General features: G+C 62.0%; 18 protein-coding genes. 8 read left to right on the plus strand and 10 right to left on the minus strand.

What is annotated here, in order from left to right:
- Positions 1-4: 4 nt before the first annotated feature.
- From EJD88_RS25075 to EJD88_RS25085, 3 genes are all read right to left on the minus strand, one after another.
- Positions 5-2,038 (minus strand): ABC transporter permease subunit, encoded by a 2,034-nt coding sequence (locus tag EJD88_RS25075; RefSeq protein ID WP_178075390.1) that lies wholly within the window; start codon positions 2,036-2,038, stop codon positions 5-7.
- Positions 2,039-2,422: 384 nt separating this feature from the next.
- Entirely contained in the window at positions 2,423-3,409 is a 987-nt protein-coding gene (locus tag EJD88_RS25080) for a phosphate ABC transporter substrate-binding protein PstS (RefSeq protein ID WP_099586060.1), read from the minus strand.
- Between the two features lie 245 nt (positions 3,410-3,654).
- On the minus strand, positions 3,655-4,944 hold the full coding sequence (locus EJD88_RS25085) for an MFS transporter (RefSeq protein ID WP_112192785.1): 1,290 nt from the start codon (positions 4,942-4,944) through the stop codon (positions 3,655-3,657).
- A gap of 241 nt (positions 4,945-5,185) precedes the next feature.
- Here EJD88_RS25085 and EJD88_RS25090 point away from each other — a divergent pair, with 241 nt between their 5' ends.
- Together EJD88_RS25090 and EJD88_RS25095 are read left to right on the plus strand one after the other, a co-directional pair.
- Positions 5,186-5,590, plus strand: a complete 405-nt coding sequence (locus EJD88_RS25090; RefSeq protein WP_003176975.1) for an acyl-CoA thioesterase — start codon at positions 5,186-5,188, stop codon at positions 5,588-5,590.
- Between the two features lie 57 nt (positions 5,591-5,647).
- The gene (locus EJD88_RS25095) at positions 5,648-6,547 is read left to right on the plus strand and encodes a D-hexose-6-phosphate mutarotase (protein WP_158879254.1); all 900 of its coding nucleotides are present in this window, start codon (positions 5,648-5,650) and stop codon (positions 6,545-6,547) included.
- Positions 6,548-6,602: 55 nt separating this feature from the next.
- Here the strand turns inward: EJD88_RS25095 and EJD88_RS25100 are convergent, their stop codons facing one another.
- From EJD88_RS25100 to EJD88_RS25120, 5 genes are all read right to left on the minus strand, one after another.
- Complete coding sequence (locus EJD88_RS25100; RefSeq protein WP_158879255.1) at positions 6,603-7,139, minus strand: DUF3299 domain-containing protein; 537 nt, start codon at positions 7,137-7,139, stop codon at positions 6,603-6,605.
- A 77-nt stretch (positions 7,140-7,216) separates the two neighbouring features.
- A complete protein-coding gene (locus EJD88_RS25105) occupies positions 7,217-7,462 on the minus strand; it encodes a GlsB/YeaQ/YmgE family stress response membrane protein (protein ID WP_099586064.1) in 246 nt (81 codons plus the stop codon).
- A gap of 104 nt (positions 7,463-7,566) precedes the next feature.
- A complete protein-coding gene (locus EJD88_RS25110; protein ID WP_112192787.1) occupies positions 7,567-8,652 on the minus strand; it encodes a 5-(carboxyamino)imidazole ribonucleotide synthase in 1,086 nt (361 codons plus the stop codon).
- 11 nt (positions 8,653-8,663) lie between these two features.
- The gene (gene purE, locus EJD88_RS25115) at positions 8,664-9,155 is read right to left on the minus strand and encodes a 5-(carboxyamino)imidazole ribonucleotide mutase (RefSeq protein ID WP_003176980.1); all 492 of its coding nucleotides are present in this window, start codon (positions 9,153-9,155) and stop codon (positions 8,664-8,666) included.
- A 273-nt stretch (positions 9,156-9,428) separates the two neighbouring features.
- The gene (locus EJD88_RS25120; protein WP_053127569.1) at positions 9,429-10,337 is read right to left on the minus strand and encodes a LysR substrate-binding domain-containing protein; all 909 of its coding nucleotides are present in this window, start codon (positions 10,335-10,337) and stop codon (positions 9,429-9,431) included.
- A gap of 182 nt (positions 10,338-10,519) precedes the next feature.
- On the opposite strand from EJD88_RS25120, the gene aspA reads away from it, so the two are divergent.
- From aspA to EJD88_RS25135, 3 genes are all read left to right on the plus strand, one after another.
- A complete protein-coding gene (gene aspA / locus EJD88_RS25125) occupies positions 10,520-11,944 on the plus strand; it encodes an aspartate ammonia-lyase (protein ID WP_032884466.1) in 1,425 nt (474 codons plus the stop codon).
- Positions 11,945-12,334: 390 nt separating this feature from the next.
- A complete protein-coding gene (locus tag EJD88_RS25130) occupies positions 12,335-13,780 on the plus strand; it encodes a sodium:alanine symporter family protein (RefSeq protein WP_158879256.1) in 1,446 nt (481 codons plus the stop codon).
- Between the two features lie 77 nt (positions 13,781-13,857).
- The gene (locus tag EJD88_RS25135) at positions 13,858-14,844 is read left to right on the plus strand and encodes an asparaginase (RefSeq protein ID WP_158879257.1); all 987 of its coding nucleotides are present in this window, start codon (positions 13,858-13,860) and stop codon (positions 14,842-14,844) included.
- Between the two features lie 40 nt (positions 14,845-14,884).
- Here the strand turns inward: EJD88_RS25135 and EJD88_RS25140 are convergent, their stop codons facing one another.
- On the minus strand, positions 14,885-16,432 hold the full coding sequence (locus EJD88_RS25140) for a PLP-dependent aminotransferase family protein (protein WP_158879258.1): 1,548 nt from the start codon (positions 16,430-16,432) through the stop codon (positions 14,885-14,887).
- Positions 16,433-16,522: 90 nt separating this feature from the next.
- Between EJD88_RS25140 and EJD88_RS25145 the strand changes: the two genes are divergently transcribed.
- From EJD88_RS25145 to EJD88_RS25155, 3 genes are read left to right on the plus strand one after another with little or no spacing between them, the layout of a single operon-like run.
- Positions 16,523-17,161, plus strand: a complete 639-nt coding sequence (locus EJD88_RS25145; RefSeq protein ID WP_158879259.1) for an FMN-binding negative transcriptional regulator — start codon at positions 16,523-16,525, stop codon at positions 17,159-17,161.
- Positions 17,158-17,604, plus strand: coding sequence for a GNAT family N-acetyltransferase (locus EJD88_RS25150; protein WP_099586070.1), 447 nt, complete (start codon positions 17,158-17,160; stop codon positions 17,602-17,604). The genes EJD88_RS25145 and EJD88_RS25150 overlap by 4 nt, the downstream gene beginning before the upstream one ends.
- A gap of 10 nt (positions 17,605-17,614) precedes the next feature.
- A complete protein-coding gene (locus EJD88_RS25155) occupies positions 17,615-18,289 on the plus strand; it encodes a GNAT family N-acetyltransferase (RefSeq protein WP_158879260.1) in 675 nt (224 codons plus the stop codon).
- 3 nt (positions 18,290-18,292) lie between these two features.
- Here EJD88_RS25155 and EJD88_RS25160 read toward each other — a convergent pair whose 3' ends face one another.
- Positions 18,293-19,189 carry a homocysteine S-methyltransferase family protein gene (locus EJD88_RS25160; RefSeq protein ID WP_158879261.1) on the minus strand — a complete coding sequence of 299 codons (897 nt, stop codon included), beginning with the start codon at positions 19,187-19,189 and terminating at the stop codon, positions 18,293-18,295.
- Positions 19,190-19,245 lie beyond the last annotated feature (56 nt).

The following is a 19,245-nucleotide window of genomic DNA, read 5'->3' on the forward strand; positions in this document are numbered from 1 at the left end:
TTTCTTAAAGCGACGAGTATTTCTTGCGCAGACGCTGACGGATCAGCTCGGCGAGGGTGTTCATGATGAAGGTGAACAGCAGCAGCACCAGTGCCGAGAGGAACAGCACGCGGTAGTGACTGCCGCCCACTTCCGACTCCGGCATTTCCACCGCGACGTTGGCCGCGAGCGTTCGCAGGCCTTCGAACAGGTTCATCTCCATCACCGGCGTGTTGCCGGTGGCCATCAGCACGATCATGGTCTCGCCGACTGCACGGCCCATGCCGATCATCAGGGCGGAGAAGATGCCCGGGCTGGCGGTCAGAATCACCACCCGCGTCATGGTCTGCCACGGCGTGGCACCCAGGGCCAGCGAGCCCAGGGTCAGGCCGCGCGGCACGCTGAACACGGCGTCTTCGGCGATGGAGTAGATGTTCGGGATCACCGCGAACCCCATGGCCAGGCCGACCACCAGCGCGTTGCGCTGGTCGTAGGTGATTCCCAGGTCGTGGGAGATCCACATGCGCATGTCGCCGCCGAAGAACCAGGTTTCCAGGTACGGGCTCATGTACAGCGAGAGCCAGCCCACAAACAGGATCACCGGGATCAGGATCGCGCTTTCCCAGCCATCGGGAACGCGCAGGCGAATCGACTCCGGCAAGCGGCTGAACACAAAGCCCGCCACCAGGATGCCAATCGGCAGCAGCATCAGCAGGCTGAAAATCCCCGGTAGATGCCCTTCCACGTATGGTGCCAGGAACAGGCCGGCGAAGAAGCCGAGGATCACGGTCGGCATCGCCTCCATCAACTCGATCACCGGCTTGACCTTGCGGCGCAGGCTCGGGGCCATGAAATAGGCGGTGTAGATCGCAGCGGCGACGGCCAGCGGTGCGGCCAGCAGCATGGCGTAGAACGCGGCCTTCAAGGTACCGAAGGTCAGCGGGGCCAGGCTCATCTTGGGTTCGAAGTCGGTGTTGGCAGCGGTCGATTGCCAGACGTATTTAGGTTCGTCGTAGTTTTCGTACCAGACCTTGCTCCACAACGCGCTCCAGGACACTTCCGGGTGCGGGTTGTCGAGCAGCAACGGTTGCAGCTTGCCGCCGGCTTCCACGATTACGCGGTTGGCCCGTGGCGACAGGCCGAACACGCCCTGGCCGTCGACCACCGGGTCGACCAGCAACGTGCGATGGGCGGTGCTGTGGAACACACCGAACTGGCCGGAAGCGTCGAGGGCGGTGAAGCCCTTGCGGCGTTCTTCGGCGGTGATTTCAACGATGGGCGCCGTGCCCATCTGGAAGGTACGGATCTGCTTGAAGCGCTGCTCGCCATCCGGATCGCGGGCCATGAACCACTGGGCCAGGCCGCCTTTGGAGTTACCGATGATCAGCGAGATACCGCCGACCAGTTGGGTGCTGGCGGTGATTTCGGCGTTGCCATCTTCCAACAGTTTGTAGCGGCCGTTGAGGCTCTTGTCGCGCAGGCTGAACACATCGGCCAGGGCACGGCCGTTGATCACATACAACCACTGCTGGCGCGGGTCGATGAAGATCGCCTTCACCGGCTCGGTCATTTGCGGCAGCTCGACACGCTTCTGCTCGCTGGTGACTTCGCCAGTCATCATGTTCTCTTCGCGGCTCAGGGTCAGCACGCTCAGGTGCGAACCGGCCGAACCTGCCACCACCAGGGAGGTGTCAGTGGCGTTGAGGGCTACATGTTCCAACGGGCGACCGGCGTCATCCAGCACGATCGGCGTTTCACCGTAAGGGTATTCAATCGCTGGCGTGATGGTTTTCTTGCCGTCCGGGTAGGACACTTTGTAGGTGTGGCGGAACACCAACGATTGGCCATTGGACAAACCAAGGATCACCAGCGGGCTGCCTGGCTGGTCTTCACCGATGGACGCGACGCTGGTCCCCACGGGAAGCGCCAGGTCGACGCGTTTGAGCTCGGCGCCAGTCTCTACATTAAAGAACAGCGCCTGGCCCTTGTCGGAAACCCGCATGCCGACCTGGTTCTGCTCTTCGAGGGAGATCATCAGCGGCTTGCCGGCGTCCTGGATCCAGGCCGGGGTGAGCGCCTCTTCCTTGGTCAACGAGGCACCCTGGAACAACGGCGCGACGACGTAGGCGAGGAAGAAGAAGATCAGGGTGATAGCACCGAGGACGGCGAGGCCGCCCACCAGCACGTACCAACGGGTCAGGCGATCTTTGAGCGCGCGAATGCGGCGCTTGCGTTGCAGCTCAGGCGTATTGAAATCAATGCGTTTGGGAGGAGAAGTCGTCGTCATGGTGGAATTGGCCAGATCATTCATGCGCACACCCTAGCGATCCTGTATGACAGAAAGATGACAGTGCAGTGACGCAACAAATCCGCCGCGAAGCATAGCTGGCAGCGGACTAGAAAATTCGGATGCGGGGCCGGTATGCCGGCCCCGCGAAGGCAATCAGTTGCCTTCTTTCAGACCCAGGTCAGCCAGGGCCTTGGCGGCCACTTTGGCTGGCAGTGGGATGTAGCCGTCTTTCACTACAACTTCCTGGCCCTGTTTGGACAGAACCAGTTTCACGAACTCAGCTTCCAGCGGAGCCAGAGGCTTGTTCGGGGCTTTGTTGACATACACGTAGAGGAAACGCGACAGCGGGTACTTGCCGTTCAGGGCGTTTTCTTCGGTGTCTTCGATGTAGTCAGTGCTGCCTTTCTTGGCCAGAGGCACGGTTTTCACGCTGGCGGTCTTGTAACCGATGCCCGAGTAACCGATGCCGTTCAGCGAGGAGCTGATCGACTGCACGACCGAAGCCGAGCCTGGTTGTTCGTTCACGTTAGGCTTGTAATCGCCTTTGCACAGGGCTTCTTCCTTGAAGTAGCCGTAGGTGCCGGACACCGAGTTACGACCGAAGAGCTGCACTGGCTTGTTGGCCAGGTCGCCGGTCACGCCCAGCTCGCCCCAGGTTTTCACGTCGGCTTTGCCGCCGCACAGACGCGTCGAGGAGAAGATCGCGTCCACTTGCTCCATGGTCAGGTGCTGGATCGGGTTGTCCTTGTGCACGAACACGGCCAGGGCATCCACGGCCACCGGGATAGCGGTTGGCTTGTAGCCGTACTTCTGCTCGAAGGCAGCCAGTTCGGTGTCCTTCATCTTACGGCTCATCGGGCCCAGGTTGGAGGTGCCTTCAGTCAGTGCAGGTGGCGCAGTAGCGGAGCCGGCGGCTTGAATCTGGATGTTGACGTTCGGGTATTCCTTTTTGTAACCCTCGGCCCACAGGGTCATCAGGTTAGCCAGGGTATCGGAACCGACGCTGGACAAGTTGCCCGACACACCAGTGGTCTTAACGTACGCCGGGATTGCCGGATCAACACCAGCGGCCACCGCGTTGGCGGTCGCAACGCCAGCAGCGACAAAAGTCATTGCCGCCATCAAACGTTTCAGTTTCATGCCTTGCTCCTAGCAGATAGGGATAGTTGGATCGGGGCCAAGTATCGGTAGGCCGTGTGAACACTCTATGTCTGCAATGTGACAGTTAGATGAAAGGCCACTATTTAAGAATTTCCTGACAGGAAGGGAGAAGGCCAATGAATAAGGGACTTGCGAGGAGGTTGGAGCGCTTGAAGCGGGGGTTCGCAAACGCCTATAGAGCCTGTGGCGAGCGAGCTTGCTCGCCACAGGGGAACCGGGTGATTTTAACGCCCGCGTTTCCACAGATACACGCCTACTCCCATCCCCATCACACACAGGGCAGCCACGTAGTAAGACGGGCCCATCGGGCTTTCTTTCATCAGCAGCGAGACCGCCAGTGGCGTCAGACCGCCGAACACGGCATAGGCCACGTTGTAGGAAAACGACAAGCCGCTGAAACGCACCACGGGTGGGAAGGCTTTGACCATCACGTACGGCACCACGCCGATTGTGCCGACAAACAGGCCGGTCAAGGCGTACAGCGGGAACAGCCAGTCCGGGTGAGCCAACAGGCTGTGGTAGAGCGTCCAAGAGGTGGCCAGCAGCAGCGCGCAACCGCTAATGAGCACGCGGCCCGCACCGAAGCGGTCAGCCAAGGCGCCGGAGGCGATGCAGCCCAGGCTCAGGGTAACAATGGCCAGGCTGTTGGCTTGCAGCGCTACGGTCGGGCTGAAGTGGTAGATGGTTTGCAGCACGGTCGGGGTCATGAGGATAACCACCACCACGCCGGCCGACAGCAACCAGGTCAGCAGCATCGACAGCACGATGGCGCCACGGTGGTCGCGCAGTACCGCGCGCAATGGCAGCTCGGCGGCCAACGTCTTGCGTTGCTGCATTTCGGCGAAGATCGGCGTTTCGTGCAGCCAGCGACGCAGGTACACCGACAGCAGGCCGAACACGCCACCCAGCAGGAACGGAATACGCCAGGCGTAATCCGAGACCTGCTCAGGGGTATAAAGCGTGTTGATTGCGGTGGCCACCAGCGAACCCAGCAGGATACCGGCCGTAAGGCCGCTGGTCAGGGTACCGCAGGCGTAGCCGATATGGCGTGGCGGTACGTGTTCGGAGACGAACACCCACGCGCCCGGCACTTCGCCGCCAATCGCCGCGCCCTGGATGACGCGCATCAGCAGCAACAGGATCGGCGCCCACAGGCCGATCTGCGCGTAGGTCGGCAGCAGGCCCATGATCAGGGTCGGTACGGCCATCATGAAGATGCTCAGGGTGAACATTTTCTTGCGGCCCAGCAGGTCGCCGAAGTGCGCCATGATGATGCCGCCCAGTGGGCGGGCCAGGTAACCGGCGGCGAAGATGCCGAAGGTTTGCATCATGCGCAGCCATTCAGGCATGTCGGCAGGGAAGAACAGTTTTCCGACCACGGTGGCGAAAAACACGAAAATGATGAAATCGTAGAACTCCAGCGCCCCGCCCAAGGCAGACAGCGACAGGGTTTTGTAGTCGTTGCGGGTCAGCGGGCGCGAAGGCTGCGCACTGCTTGCGGGCACGGAGGACATGGCAAGGCTTCTCTTATTAGTCAGGACGGCAGATCCGGTGTGCTGGCTGAGCCAGGACGGGTTGGGCAAGATAGCAAATCGCTTGCAAAAGCACATCACAAGCACAGTTGCCGCAAAAAGCCGCGATACAGCGGCCAATTGCCGACCAAATCAGCCACAGAAGGTCGTCGCGGCGCAAGGGTGTCGATATACTCGGCCCACGCACGCGCAAGAACCCGCAGTCTTGAGAGGCATCTCCGGCATGATCGAACTCGAACAAGAAGACCCTATCCCGCAAGGCGACCTCGCCCTGCAAATCACCGCGCTTCCGCGCGAGACCAACGGCTTTGGCGATATCTTCGGCGGCTGGCTGGTCGCGCAGATGGACCTGGCCGGCACGGCAATGGCCAGCAAGGTCGCGGGCGGTCGCGTGGCCACCGTGGCGATTGATCGCATGGCGTTTCTGGTGCCGGTGGCAGTGGGCGCGCAGTTGTCCTTCTATACCCAGGCCCTGGAAATCGGCCGCAGCTCGATCCAGATGATGGTCGAAGTGTGGAGCGACGACCCGCTGTCCAGCGAATGGCGCAAGGTCACCGAGGCGGTGTTTGTGTTCGTCGCCATCGACGGCAGTGGCCGCACGCGTTCGGTGCCGTCGCGCGCACGTTAAACCTCGCCGGGTTTTGACGGTCCATTGCCCCATTGCCTGCCATGAAGAGTGCTGTGTATGCCTACGCCCCACGTTGAAACCCTGAAAATCGACGAGCTGGACTGCTGGCGTATCCGCCACAACGGCGCGCAATTGATGGTCGCCCAGCAGGGCGCGCATATCTTCAGTTACGGGCGTGAGGGCGAGCAGCCGCTGATCTGGCCTAACCCGGCGGCGGTGTTCAAGCAAGGCAAAGGCATCCGAACCGGTGTACCGGTGTGCTGGCCATGGTTTGGCGTGTTCGACCGTAACCCGCAAAGCGTAAAGGCGATGCGCCAGAGTGACCAACCTGCCGGCGCCCACGGTTTTGCGCGTACGGCACGCTGGGAATTGGCTGGGAGCAAACTGGAAGGCGAAGTGCTGCGCGTGGACCTAGCACTGCCCGTACCGGCAGGCGGCTTCCCCGGCTGGCCTCATCAGGTTGACCTGACACTGAGCCTGCGGCTGGACGACCAACTGCACATCCGCCTGACCAGCCATAACCGGGGCACCGACACCGTCACCCTGAGCCAGGCGCTGCACACCTACTTCGCCGTCAGCGATGTGCGCAACGTGCAGGTCGACGGCCTGGACGGCTCGGCGTACATCGACACCGCCGATGGCTGGAGCGAGAAGAAGCAATCCGGCCTGCTGCACTTCAGTGCCGAGACCGACCGCATCTATCTCGACACGCCTGCAAAGCTCAACATCGTCGACAAGGATTGGCAGCGCCGTATCCAGCTCATCAGCGAAGGCTCGAAATCCACCGTGATCTGGAACCCCTGGACCGAACGCGCCAAGGCCTTCGACGACATGGCCGACGATGGCTGGACAGGCATGCTGTGCATCGAGACGGCGAATGTGCTGGAGGATGTGGTGGCGCTGGCGCCGGGTGAACGTCACACGTTGGGCGTGAGCATCTGCGGTATAGCTCTGTAAACCCAATCAAATGTGGGAGGGGCTTGCCACCTCCCACATGGTTATGTGTCGGGTTCTAGAGGTCTGACTCCTTCACCACCCGCACCTTCCCCGCATCCAGCGCATACGCCGCATCCGCCAAGTCATTGTTGACCTTCTCCACCTTCAACGTGCCCGTCACCCACAGCGGCGTGTAGATATCATCCAGCGTCAACCCCTTGGGATAACGCACCAGCACCAATTGATTAGGCGGCGGTGGCGGCACGTGGATGCACGCGCCTGGGTACGGCACCAGGAAGAACAGCGTGCTACGGCCCTTGGCATCGGTTTCCAACGGCACCGGGTAGCCACCGATACGGATGTTCTTGCCGTTCATGGCCGCCACGGTCTTGGTCGAATACATCACCGCGGGCAAGCCTTTGCTCTGCTTCAAACCACCCTTGTCGGTAAAGGTGCCTTGAGCTTCCGGGGAGTTGTGGTCGATCTCGGGCATGGCTTCGAGGGCCTTTTGGTCCGACATCGGCATCAGGTCGAGCCAGTCGGTTTCCGGCAATTCACTGGCGTGCGCCAGGCCAGAGCCCAGCAGGAGGAGAGTCAACAGAAGACGGCGCATGGAGAGGCTCGGCAATTACAAGTGCCGAGCATTCTAGCCCTCTGCGCCTGCGCAGCGCAGAGGACTTTGTCGGCTGATTACTTCTTTTTGATCAGGCCGTAGATCACCAGCAGGATGATCGCCCCAACCAGCGCGCCCAGAAAGCCTGCGCCCTGACCCGCCTGGTAGATACCCAGTGCCTGACCACCGTAGGTCGCGGCCAGGGAGCCGGCAATACCCAGCAGGATGGTCATGATCCAGCCCATGCTGTCGTCGCCTGGCTTGAGGAAACGCGCGAGCAGGCCGACGATCAAGCCGATAAAGATGGTTCCGATGATACCCATGGCATTTCCCTCTGAATGAAGTGAGCTATGCCAAAGCCTAGTCAGGCTTTGGCATCCTGCAATCAGAGAGACGACGGCCACCAATGGTTCCCGTCGGGCTTGGCTTATTGCTCGGCGATCAGCGCTTCAACCTTGAGGATCTGCGCTTGCAGCGTCGCGCGGTCCTTGCAGCGCAGGTTGGCGTGGCCGACCTTGCGCCCGGCCTTGAAGGCTTTGCCGTAGTGATGCACGTGGCAATCGTCAATCGCCATCACACGCTCAACCGGCGGCACCACACCGATGAAGTTGAGCATGGCGCTCTCGCCGACCTTGGCCGTGGAACCCAGTGGCAAGCCCGCTACCGCCCGCAGGTGGTTTTCGAACTGGCTGCACTCGGCGCCTTCAGTAGTCCAGTGCCCGGAGTTGTGCACGCGCGGGGCGATTTCGTTGGCCTTGAGGCCGCCGTCGACTTCAAAGAATTCGAACGCCATCACGCCGACATAATCCAGTTGCTTGAGCACACGGCTGGAATAGTCTTCGGCCAGCGCCTGCAACGGGTGCTCGGTACTGGCCACGGACAGCTTGAGAATGCCGCTGTCGTGGGTGTTGTGCACCAATGGGTAAAAGCGGGTCTCGCCATCACGGGCCCGCACGGCAATCAGCGAGACTTCACCGGTGAACGGCACGAAGCCTTCCAGCAGGCAGGCGACGCTGCCCAGTTCGGCGAAGGTGCCGACCACATCGGCAGCGGTGCGCAGGACCTTCTGGCCCTTGCCGTCGTAGCCCAGGGTACGGGTTTTCAACACGGCTGGCAGGCCGATGCTGGCGACAGCGGCGTCCAGGTCCGCCTGGGACTGGATGTCGGCGAAGGCGGGAGTCGGAATGCCCAGGTCCTTGAACATGCTCTTTTCGAACCAGCGGTCGCGAGCAATGCGCAGGGCTTCGGCGCTCGGGTACACCGGCACGAACTGCGACAGGAAGGCCACGGTTTCGGCCGGGACGCTTTCGAACTCGAAGGTCACCAGGTCGACCTCATCGGCCAGTTGGCGCAGGTGGTCCGGGTCGCTGTAGTCAGCACGCAGGTGTTCACCCAGGGCCGCAGCGCAGGCGTCCGGCGCCGGGTCCAGGAAAGCGAAGTTCATCCCCAGCGGGGTACCCGCCAAAGCCAGCATGCGGCCCAGTTGGCCGCCACCGATTACACCGATTTTCATCGTCAACAACCTCAGGCGATACGTGGGTCTGGATTGTCCAGCACGCTGTCTGTCTGCTCAGCACGGAATTTTTTCAGCACCGCGTGGAACTGCGGATGCTTGGCGCCCAGGATGCTGGCGGACAGCAGGGCAGCGTTGATCGCACCAGCCTTGCCGATCGCCAGGGTAGCCACCGGGATACCGGCCGGCATCTGCACGATGGACAACAGCGAATCCACGCCCGAGAGCATTGCCGACTGCACCGGTACGCCCAGCACTGGCAGGTGAGTCTTGGCTGCACACATGCCCGGCAGGTGCGCTGCGCCGCCGGCACCGGCGATGATTACCTCGATGCCACGGGATTCTGCTTCATCGGCATACTGGAACAGCAAATCCGGGGTGCGGTGGGCAGAGACCACTTTCACTTCATACGGAATGCCGAGTTTTTCCAGCATATCGGCGGTGTGGCTAAGGGTGGACCAATCGGACTTGGAGCCCATGATCACGCCAACCAATGCACTCATCGTCGTGCCTCTTCTCTCTGGGCGCCCGCAGGCGCGTCAAAAAACAACAAGCCACGCGGGAAATCCGGCGTGGCTTGGTGTACGAATTAAGGCCGGTTGGACCGGCCGAAGGCCGCGCAGTATACCGTAATAATCCAGATAAACAGCCCCTGGGATGACCATCTGTCTTACCGCCCAAACCGGCGGTTTTATTGACTCAAGAGTCAGTCAAAAACACTGCAAAACCCTGTGGGAGGGGGCAAGCCACCCTCCCACATTCGATTCGTGTTTGGCTCAGGTACTTTGGGCAGCGCCACCTTCCAACTTGCGCCACAACAACCGCACATTCGCCTTGCGCACCAACGCACACCGATACAGACGAATCTCCAGCGGCACATGCCATTGCGGCCCGCCGCACACCACCAGTTCGCCACGGGCCAATTCCGCCCGCACACTCAGTTGCGGCACCCAGGCGATGCCCAGGCCTTCCAGGGCCATGCTTTTGAGGCTGTCGGCCATGGCGGTTTCGTACACGGTGGTAAAACGCAGTGCGCGCTGGCGCAGCAGTAAATGCACCGAACGCCCGAGGAAGGCACCCGCGCTGTAGGCCAGCAACGGCACGCTGCCCTCGCCTTCCAGGTCAAACAGCGGTTTGCCGTCGGCATCGGCGGCGCACACCGGGAGCATTTCGGTGTTGCCCAAATGCAGCGACGGGAAGATTTCCGCGTCCATCTGCATCGCCGCGTCCGGGTCGTAGAACGCCAGCATCAGGTCGCAGCCACCTTCGCGCAGGGCGTGCACGGCATCGCCGACGTTGGTGGCGACCAGCCGCGTGGCGATGTTCAAACCCTCGTTGCGCAACTGCGCGATCCAGCGCGGGAAGAAACCCAGCGCCAGGGAGTGGGCGGCGGCCACTTGCATGACTTCGCCCTGCCCGCCTTCCAAATGATGCAAATGGCGCAGCACTTCACCAAGCTGCTCGACCACGGTGCGCGCGGTGACCAGAAACAGTTGCCCCGCCGCCGTCAGCTCCACCGGGGTGCGTGAGCGATTGACCAGGGTCAGCCCGAGCGCGGCCTCAAGGCTGCGGATACGTCGACTGAACGCCGGCTGGGTGACAAAGCGCCGCTCCGCCGCCTGGGAAAAGCTGCGCGTCGCCGCCAAGGCGCTGAAGTCTTCCAGCCATTTGCTCTCAAGGTTCATCACTGCCTCCCACGGGTACGCACCATTTTGGCACACACGCCCGCCATCATAGCCGGGTCACATCTGCATTATGCCGTTTATGCATAGGCCAGTGCTGAACAGCATTGGCCCAAATTTTCCTACAAGCCTAGCATTCGCGGTGTTCCGGCCTGTTCCGGGTCCCTATCGAGATGATTTCCGTCATGTCCTCCGCTGCATCATTCCGCACAGAAAAAGACCTGCTTGGCGTACTCGAAGTACCCGCCCAAGCGTATTACGGCATCCAGACCCTGCGAGCGGTGAATAACTTCCGCCTCTCGGGCGTTCCGATTTCGCATTACCCGAAATTGGTGGTCGGCCTGGCAATGGTCAAGCAAGCAGCCGCTGATGCCAACCGCGAGTTGGGCCAGCTCAGCGAAGCCAAGCACGCTGCCATCAGCGAAGCCTGTGCCCGTCTGATCCGCGGCGATTTCCACGAAGAGTTCGTGGTGGACATGATTCAAGGCGGCGCCGGCACTTCAACCAACATGAATGCCAACGAAGTCATCGCCAACATCGCGCTGGAGGCCATGGGTCACCAGAAGGGCGAATACCAATACCTGCACCCCAACAACGACGTGAACATGGCGCAGTCGACCAACGACGCCTACCCGACCGCGATCCGCCTGGGTCTGCTGCTGGGCCATGACGCGCTGCTGGCCAGCCTCGACAGCCTGATCCAAGCCTTCGCCGCCAAAGGCGTCGAGTTCGGCCATGTGCTGAAAATGGGCCGCACCCAACTGCAAGACGCCGTGCCGATGACCCTCGGCCAGGAATTCCGCGCCTTCGCCACCACCCTCAGCGAAGACCTGGCCCGCCTGAAAACCCTGGCGCCAGAGTTGCTGACCGAAGTGAACCTGGGCGGCACCGCCATCGGCACCGGCATCAACGCCGACCCGCGTTACCAGGCCCTGGCCGTACAACGCCTGGCCACCATCAGCGGCCAGCCGCTGGTACCGGCTGCCGACTTGATCGAAGCCACCTCCGACATGGGCGCCTTCGTGCTGTTCTCCGGCATGCTCAAGCGTACCGCCGTGAAGCTGTCGAAGATCTGCAACGACCTGCGCCTGCTGTCCAGCGGCCCACGCACCGGGATCAACGAGATCAACCTGCCGGCGCGTCAGCCAGGCAGCTCGATCATGCCTGGCAAGGTCAACCCGGTGATCCCGGAAGCCGTGAACCAGGTTGCGTTCCAAGTGATCGGCAACGACCTGGCCCTGACCATGGCGGCCGAAGGCGGCCAGTTGCAACTGAACGTGATGGAGCCGTTGATCGCTTTCAAGATCTTCGACTCGATCCGCCTGCTGCAACGCGCCATGGACATGCTGCGCGAACACTGCATCGTCGGCATCACCGCCAACGAAGCGCGCTGCCGCGAACTGGTGGAGCATTCCATCGGCCTGGTCACCGCGCTGAACCCGTACATTGGCTATGAAAACGCCACCCGCATCGCGCGTATCGCTCTCGAAAGCGGCCGCGGCGTGCTGGAACTGGTGCGCGAAGAAGGCTTGCTCGACGACGCCATGCTCGACGACATCCTGCGCCCCGAAAACATGATCGCTCCACGCTTGGTCCCGTTGAAGGCCTAAGCGTTTGTTGCACTGCTCACCAGGTTGAGGGACTAGACACCTCTCACCTTTTGAGGGCCCGAAGGCTCGTTCTTCAGGCCCTTTTTTTTGCCTCAAGGTTGTGAAATGACGCCCATAAAAAATCCAATATCGCCCTGCAAACCCACCTTGCCTGCAACAGCTTGGCTGAAACCTTTAATCAGCCCGAGCAGACGGATCACGTTCGCCTAGGTATAGTGCCGCCCCTCTCGCGTCTGCGGCCGTCGGTAACGAGGCCCGGTACAGCGCGAAACCGCATGAATAACAACCCGCAAAAGGATTGGGGTCGAACGGTCGTGCACTGCCTGGTGCTTAGCGATTGCGTCGAACCGTCCTGCGTTTGCCATTAGAAAAATCAGCGAGGAACACTCCATGCTCGAAGTCATCAACGACTTCCTCTCAGGGAAAGTACTGATCGTGCTCATTGTCGGGCTCGGCGGTTATTTCACGATCCGCTCGCGTTTCGTACAACTGCGTCACTTTTTCCATATGTTCTCGGTGTTCAAAGACAGCCTGAAGAGCAGCTCCGGCCAACTCAGCTCGTTCCAGGCGCTGATGCTCAGCCTGGCCGGCCGCGTAGGCGCCGGCAACATCGCCGGTGTCGGCATTGCCGTTACCCTTGGCGGCCCAGGTGCCGTGTTCTGGATGTGGGTCACCGCGTTGGTGGGCATGTCGTCGAGCTTTATCGAGTGCTCCCTCGGCCAGCTGTACAAGCGCACTGACGCAGAGGGCACCTACCGTGGCGGCCCGGCCTATTACATCCAGCACGGCCTGCAAAAACGCTGGCTGGGTATGGTGATGGCGTTCCTGCTGCTGGTGACCTTCGGCTTCGCGTTCAACGGCCTGCAAGCCCACGCCGTGACCCACTCGCTCAACAACGCCTTCGGCCTCGACACCACCTACACCGGCCTGGCCCTGGCGGCATTGCTGGGCCTGGTGTTCATCGGCGGGATCAAGCGCATCGCCTCGATCGCCGACCTGCTGGTGCCGGTCAAGACCCTGATCTATATCGCCGTGACCCTGTACGTGATCGTGCTGCAATTCGACCACGTACCGGCCATGCTCGCGACCATCGTCAAGAGCGCGTTCGGCCTCGACCAGGCCTTCGGTGGCCTGGTGGGCAGCGCAATCATCATGGGTGTGAAGCGCGGCGTGTTCGCCAACGAAGCCGGTTTGGGCAGTGCGCCTAACGTGGCAGCGGTGGCCTCCGTAGAACACCCGATCGCCCAGGGCGTGGTCCAGGCGTTCAGCGTGTTCCTCGACACCTTCGTGATCTGCACCTGCACCGCGCTGCTGATCCTGCTTTCCGGCTTCTATACCCCAGGTTTTGAAGGCGACGGCATTGCCCTGACCCAGAACTCCCTGGCGGCAGTGGTCGGTGACTGGGGCCGCATGTTCATCTCGGTGGCCCTGGCGTTGTTCGTGTTCACCTCGATCATGTACAACTACTACCTCGGCGAGAGCAACCTGCGCTTCCTGGTGGGCAATAACCGCAAGGTGCTGATGGGCTACCGCGCATTGGTACTGGCGCTGATTTTCTGGGGCTCCATCGAGAACCTGAGCACGGTGTTCGCGTTTGCCGACATCACCATGACCCTGCTGGCCTTCGTTAACCTGTTCGCCCTGGCGTTCCTGTTCAAGATCGCCATGCGCATCCTGAACGACTACGACAACCAGCGCGCCGCAGGCATCAAGACCCCGGTGTTCGACTCCAGCCAGTTCCCTGACCTGGACCTGGACCGCACGGCTTGGCCGGCAAACCCGGTGAAATCCGAAGCGGCCCCGGCGGCGGAACTGAGCGCTCAAGCGCAACGTTAATCGCAGCTAGATGACACGCCGCCCGGCCTTGGGCATGCTCTGGGCCCGGCGGCGTTTTTCGTTCAGGAGATTCTTCGATGCAACCAGCTAACAACGTGATGGTGCTCTACACCGGCGGCACCATCGGCATGCAGGCCAGCGCCAATGGCCTGGCCCCGGCATCCGGCTTTGAAGCGCGCATGCGCGAGCAGCTCGCCAACCAGCCAGTGCCCAAGTGGCGCTTCCGGGAAATGGCGCCGCTGATCGACAGCGCCAACATGACGCCCGCTTATTGGCAGCGCCTGCACAGCGCCGTGATCGACGCCGTGAACGAGGGTTGCGACGCGGTGTTGATCCTGCACGGCACCGACACCCTGGCCTACAGCGCAGCCGCCATGAGCTTCCAACTGCTGGGCCTGCCGGCGCCGGTGGTGTTTACCGGCTCGATGTTGCCGGCGGGCGTGCCGGACAGCGATGCCTGGGAAAACGTCAGCGGAGCACTGGCGGCGTTGGATCAAGGCCTGGCGCCCGGCGTGCATTTGTATTTCCACGGCGCGCTGATGGCCCCGACCCGTTGCGCGAAGATCCGCAGCTTTGGTCGCCATCCGTTTGCAGCACTGCAGCGCAGCAGCGGCGCGAGCAAGGCCGATACAACCCCGGCAGCCCTGGACTACCGTCAGCCCAAGGCGCTGGCCAACATCGGTGTGCTGCCGCTGGTGCCGGGCATGAGCGCCGTGCAATTGGATGCCATGATCGACAGCGGTATCCAGGCGTTGGTCCTGGAGTGTTATGGCAGCGGCACCGGCCCCAGCGACAACCCGGCCTTCCTCGACAGCCTCAAACGGGCCCAGGAGCAGGGTGTGGTCGTGGTGGCAATCACGCAATGCCATGAAGGCGGTGTAGAACTGGATGTGTACGAAGCGGGCAGCCGCCTGCGTGGCGTAGGCGTGTTGTCGGGCGGCGGGATGACCCGTGAGGCGGCGTTCGGCAAGCTCAACGCGCTGATCGGCGCCGGCCTCGCCACCGCCGAGGTTCGCCGCCTGGTGGAGCTGGACCTGTGCGGTGAGCTGATCGCCTATACATAATCACCTCCGCCGCTGACCTGTCGGTCCCTTGCATGGACCCTCATGACCAGGCTTTACGCAAGCGCATAAGCGCCTGGGCAATTGCGGCTTCGGGCACCGCTGCGAACCCCAGGACGAGGCCGGCACGTTGGTCGGGCGCGGTGACAGAGTTCGGCAGCCAATAAGTGCTCAGGCCATTGATCTCGACATCGGCGGAACGCGCCAGGGCAAGCAGCTCACGTTCCCGGGCGAGGCTGTCCACGCGTACGGTCAAGTGCAGGCCGGCGGCGACGCCAGGCAACTCGCCAACCCCCGGCAGTGCGTGCGGCCATCCTGCGAGCAAGGTGTTACGCCGACTCAACGCGGCGCGGCGCATGCGGCGAATGTGCCGCTGGAAATGCCCCGTCGCCATGAACTCGGCCATCACCGCCTGGGTGCTGATCTCCGAGTGCCGCACATCCACTGCCCGGCGCTGAGCGAATGCCTGCACCAAGCCTGGCGGCAGTACCAGATACCCGAGGCGCAGCGCCGGGAACGCGACCTTGCCAAAAGTGCCGACGTACAACACCCGTCCACTGCGATCCAGCGCCGCCAAAGGTGCCAGCGGCGCGCCGCTGTAGCGGTACTCGCCATCGTAGTCGTCCTCGATGATCCGACAGCCACGTCGTTCGGCCCAGGCCAACAGTTCCAGGCGCCGCGTCAGGCTCATCACCACGCCCAACGGGTACTGGTGGGATGGGGTGACGTACGCCAAATGACAGTCATCCAGCGCCGACAGCGCCGTGCAGTCGATGCCTTCCTGGTCTACGGCTACGCCATGCAAGGTTGCCCCGGCAACGGCGAAGGCATGGCCGGCGGCGCGGTAGCCTGGGTTTTCAATGGCCACCCCCGTACCGGGCTCAACCAACAGCTGTGCACAAAGGCTGATTGCCTGCTGCGCGCCACTGGTGATCACTATTTGCTCAGCACTGCAATGCATACCCCGGGAACTGCGCAGATAAGCAGCGATCAAGCCACGCAAGCGGCCATCACCCGCCGGGTCGCCGTAACACAGTTGCTGAAAGTCCGGCTTGCGCCAGAATGCCGCGTTCAGCTTGGCCCACACGTCGAAAGGGAACAGATCAAAAGCCGGCACGCCCACGCGAAAAGCTCGTGGAGGACCCGTTGGCGGCAGCGGCAGATGGTTCTTTTCCATCCGCTCAATAGCCGGGCTGTGGATAACCTGCGCCGGGAAATTTTCTGCTGATTCAGCGCAAATTGTGGATAAGGCTGGGGATAAGCCTGTTGAAAACCCTGTGGACAGTTTTGTGGATAATTTTTTTGTCGGACTCGGCGCAGGCGTCAATTGCGCCACATACGTGCCATCACCCACCCGCCCTTCGATAAACCCTTCGGCGTACAGCTGATCGTAGGCCCGCACCACGCTGTTGCGGGAGATCGCCAGCGCGGCCGCCAGATCGCGGCTGGCCGGCAAACGTGTGCCGCTGGCCAATCGCCCGTCCAACACCCGTTGGCGCAACGCTTGATAAAGCTGACGGCTAAGGCCCTGGCGGCGATCCAGCTCAATACCGGCGGGGTTGAAGGACAGCGGATGTTCGATGGCTGGCACGCAATTGGACCTATGAAATGAGCAGTAGATGGCTCTTACAACGAACCATTAGCCTGCCTAGGATGCAGGCATTCGCCAAGGAAAATATTTATGTACACACCTCGCGCCTTCGCCATCGACGACTTGCCTGAAATCCAGCAACTGATCCAGCACACACGCCTGGCGCAGGTGGTGACCTTTGGCGAGCAAGGCCTGCAGGCCAGTCACCTGCCGCTGTTGCTCAACCCCGATGAAGGCCCCAACGGCACGCTCTATGGACACCTGGCCAAGGCCAATCCGCAATGGCGCGACTTGCAAAATGGCAGCGACGCGCTAGTGATTTTCGCAGGCGCCGACGCCTACATCAGCCCGGCGTTCTACCCGGCCAAGGCCGAGCACGGCAAAGTGGTGCCGACCTGGAACTACATCGCCGTCCACGCTTACGGCAAAGCTGAAGTGTTCACCGAGGCCGAGCGCCTGCTCGCGCTGGTCAGCGCCCTGACCGAGCGCCACGAAACCGGCCGCGCCCAACCCTGGGCCGTCAGCGACGCTCCGGCCGACTACATTGACGGCATGCTCAAGGCCATCGTCGGCTTCGCCCTGCCGATCGAACGTGTGATCGGCAAACGCAAACTCGGCCAGAACCGCAGCGCGGCAGATATGGCCGGCATGCGCGAAGGCCTGGCCGCCAGCCCCGACCTGCGCGACCAGGCCCTCGCGCGCTTTATTCCCCAAGGAGTTTCAGAATGAGCCAGATCGACATCCGCCCCGTCACCGCCGCCGACCACGCCGCGTGGCTGCCACTGTGGCAGGCCTATTTGACCTTCTACAACACCGAGCTGCCTGACGCAGTGAGCCAGAGCACCTGGCAACGCCTGATCAATCCCCAGGAACCGACCTACTCGGCCCTGGCCTGGCAGGACGGCAAGGCAGTGGGCATGGTTAACTTCATCTACCACCGCTCCAACTGGAGCATCGAGAACTCCTGCTACCTGCAGGACCTGTTTGTGGACCCGAGCCAGCGCGCTACCGGCGTGGGTCGCAAACTGATCGAATTCGTCTACACCACCGCCAAAGCGGACGGCTGCTGCAAGGTCCACTGGTTGACCCATGAGACCAACGCCACGGCGATTCAGCTGTACGAACGCATCGCCGAACGCCCTGGCTTTATCCAATTTCGCAAAGGCCTTTAAGGAGCGCAGCATGTCCATTTCCCCCGCCGACTGGAAAGGCGTCCCGGCACCCAGCACCCACCTGCTTGAAGGGCGCTTTATTCGCCTGGAAAAACTCGACCCGGCACGCCACGCCGATCAGCTGTGGCAATCCCTCGATGGCCCCGGCGCCGATCCGAAGCTTTGGGATTACCTGCCTTACGGGCCGTTTACCGAGCGTGCCGCATTCGATGCCTGGCTGAACAACCACGCCGCCAACAGCGACCCGTATTTCTTCAGCGTGGTTGACCGCGCCAGCGGCGAAGTACAGGGCATCCTCAGCCTGATGTCCATCGTCCCGGCCCAGGGCCGCATCGAGATCGGCCACGTCACTTTTGGCGCGCCGATGCAGCGCTCGCCGAAAAGCACCGAAGCCGTTTACCTGCTGGCCAAGTACGCATTCGAACAGGGCTACCGCCGCCTGGAATGGAAGTGCAACAACGGCAATGCCCGCTCCAAATACGCGGCCGAGCGGTTGGGGTTCAGTTTCGAGGGAGTGTTCCGCCAGCACATGGTGGTCAAGGGGCAGAACCGCGATACCGCGTGGTATTCGATTCTGGATGGGGAGTGGCCGAAGGTAGGCGCAGGGTTTGAGGCGTGGTTGTCGGAGTCCAACCAGAGCGCTTCGGGTCAGTTGAAAGGCCTGGCGGAGTGCCGCCAGGCTTAAGCCTTACTTCAGCTTTTGGGCCAGCACCGCAATATGCTCCGGCCCGATCCCGCAGCAACCGCCCAAGTGGCTGGCACCGCGTTTCTGCCAGTCCGCAGCCCAATGCAGGTAGCCCGGCGGGTCGAGGTCGTCGCGCAATGGGTCCAGGCCATCATTGGCCGTGGCTTCCTTGGGTTGTGGCGGGAAGGCATTGGCGTAGGCGCCGATCTGGATCGCCACGCCAAGGCGCGCGAAGGTCTGACGCGCCGCGTCGATGGCCGCGCCAATCACTTCCGGCTGGCTGCAATTGAACAACAGCACCTGCACACCCAACTGCGCCGCCGCTTCGGCGGCGTCTGCCACCGGCTCGCCGGAGCGCAGGCGCGGCACGTCGTCGGTGTCTTCGTCTTCCAAGGTAAACGACAGCCAGAACGGCTTGCCATCCTGCGGCAGGCCGGCCTTGATCGCCTTCGCCTCAATGATCGAACTCTGGGTTTCCGCCAGCCACAGATCAACGTGGGGCGCCAGGCCCTTTACCAGAGGCGTCAGCAGTTCGGTCACCCGCTCAGCCTCGAACAGATCGGGGCGATACGAGCCAAACAGCGGCGGCAGCGAACCGGCCACCCGCACGTTTTTGCCCGAGGCCGTCACCGCACGACGCGCCAACTCACCCGCCAACGCCGCCAGGGCTTGGCCTTCAGCCGCAAACCGCGCTTCACCGATATGAAACGGCACCACCGCGTAGCTGTTGCTGGTGATCACGTTGGCACCGCTGTCGATATAGGCTGCGTGCACCGCCTCCACCGCCTGCGGCGCTTCGCTCAAGGCCAACGCCGACCACTCCGGCTGGCGGAACGGCGCGCCACGGCGTTGCAGTTCACGGCCCATGCCACCATCGAGGATTACTGTTTCTGCGCCCATATGCTTTTTACTCATAAGCTTATGAAAATAACTCACTATGAGAGTCGTTCTTATAA

It is taken from the genome of Pseudomonas sp. PB105, assembly GCF_009764655.1.
Lineage (GTDB): Bacteria > Pseudomonadota > Gammaproteobacteria > Pseudomonadales > Pseudomonadaceae > Aquipseudomonas > Aquipseudomonas cyclaminis.

Bases quoted from the DNA above. Each gene is read 5' to 3' on its own strand.
- EJD88_RS25080 (WP_099586060.1), bottom strand. From the start codon at position 3,409: ATGAAACTGAAACGTTTGATGGCGGCAATGACTTTTGTCGCTGCTGGC.
- EJD88_RS25085 (WP_112192785.1), bottom strand. From the start codon at position 4,944: ATGTCCTCCGTGCCCGCAAGCAGTGCGCAGCCTTCGCGCCCGCTGACC.
- EJD88_RS25090 (WP_003176975.1), top strand. From the start codon at position 5,186: ATGATCGAACTCGAACAAGAAGACCCTATCCCGCAAGGCGACCTCGCC.
- EJD88_RS25095 (WP_158879254.1), top strand. From the start codon at position 5,648: ATGCCTACGCCCCACGTTGAAACCCTGAAAATCGACGAGCTGGACTGC.
- EJD88_RS25100 (WP_158879255.1), bottom strand. From the start codon at position 7,139: ATGCGCCGTCTTCTGTTGACTCTCCTCCTGCTGGGCTCTGGCCTGGCG.
- EJD88_RS25105 (WP_099586064.1), bottom strand. From the start codon at position 7,462: ATGGGTATCATCGGAACCATCTTTATCGGCTTGATCGTCGGCCTGCTC.
- EJD88_RS25110 (WP_112192787.1), bottom strand. From the start codon at position 8,652: ATGAAAATCGGTGTAATCGGTGGCGGCCAACTGGGCCGCATGCTGGCT.
- purE (WP_003176980.1), bottom strand. From the start codon at position 9,155: ATGAGTGCATTGGTTGGCGTGATCATGGGCTCCAAGTCCGATTGGTCC.
- EJD88_RS25120 (WP_053127569.1), bottom strand. From the start codon at position 10,337: ATGAACCTTGAGAGCAAATGGCTGGAAGACTTCAGCGCCTTGGCGGCG.
- aspA (WP_032884466.1), top strand. From the start codon at position 10,520: ATGTCCTCCGCTGCATCATTCCGCACAGAAAAAGACCTGCTTGGCGTA.
- EJD88_RS25130 (WP_158879256.1), top strand. From the start codon at position 12,335: ATGCTCGAAGTCATCAACGACTTCCTCTCAGGGAAAGTACTGATCGTG.
- EJD88_RS25135 (WP_158879257.1), top strand. From the start codon at position 13,858: ATGCAACCAGCTAACAACGTGATGGTGCTCTACACCGGCGGCACCATC.
- EJD88_RS25145 (WP_158879259.1), top strand. From the start codon at position 16,523: ATGTACACACCTCGCGCCTTCGCCATCGACGACTTGCCTGAAATCCAG.
- EJD88_RS25150 (WP_099586070.1), top strand. From the start codon at position 17,158: ATGAGCCAGATCGACATCCGCCCCGTCACCGCCGCCGACCACGCCGCG.
- EJD88_RS25155 (WP_158879260.1), top strand. From the start codon at position 17,615: ATGTCCATTTCCCCCGCCGACTGGAAAGGCGTCCCGGCACCCAGCACC.
- EJD88_RS25160 (WP_158879261.1), bottom strand. From the start codon at position 19,189: ATGGGCGCAGAAACAGTAATCCTCGATGGTGGCATGGGCCGTGAACTG.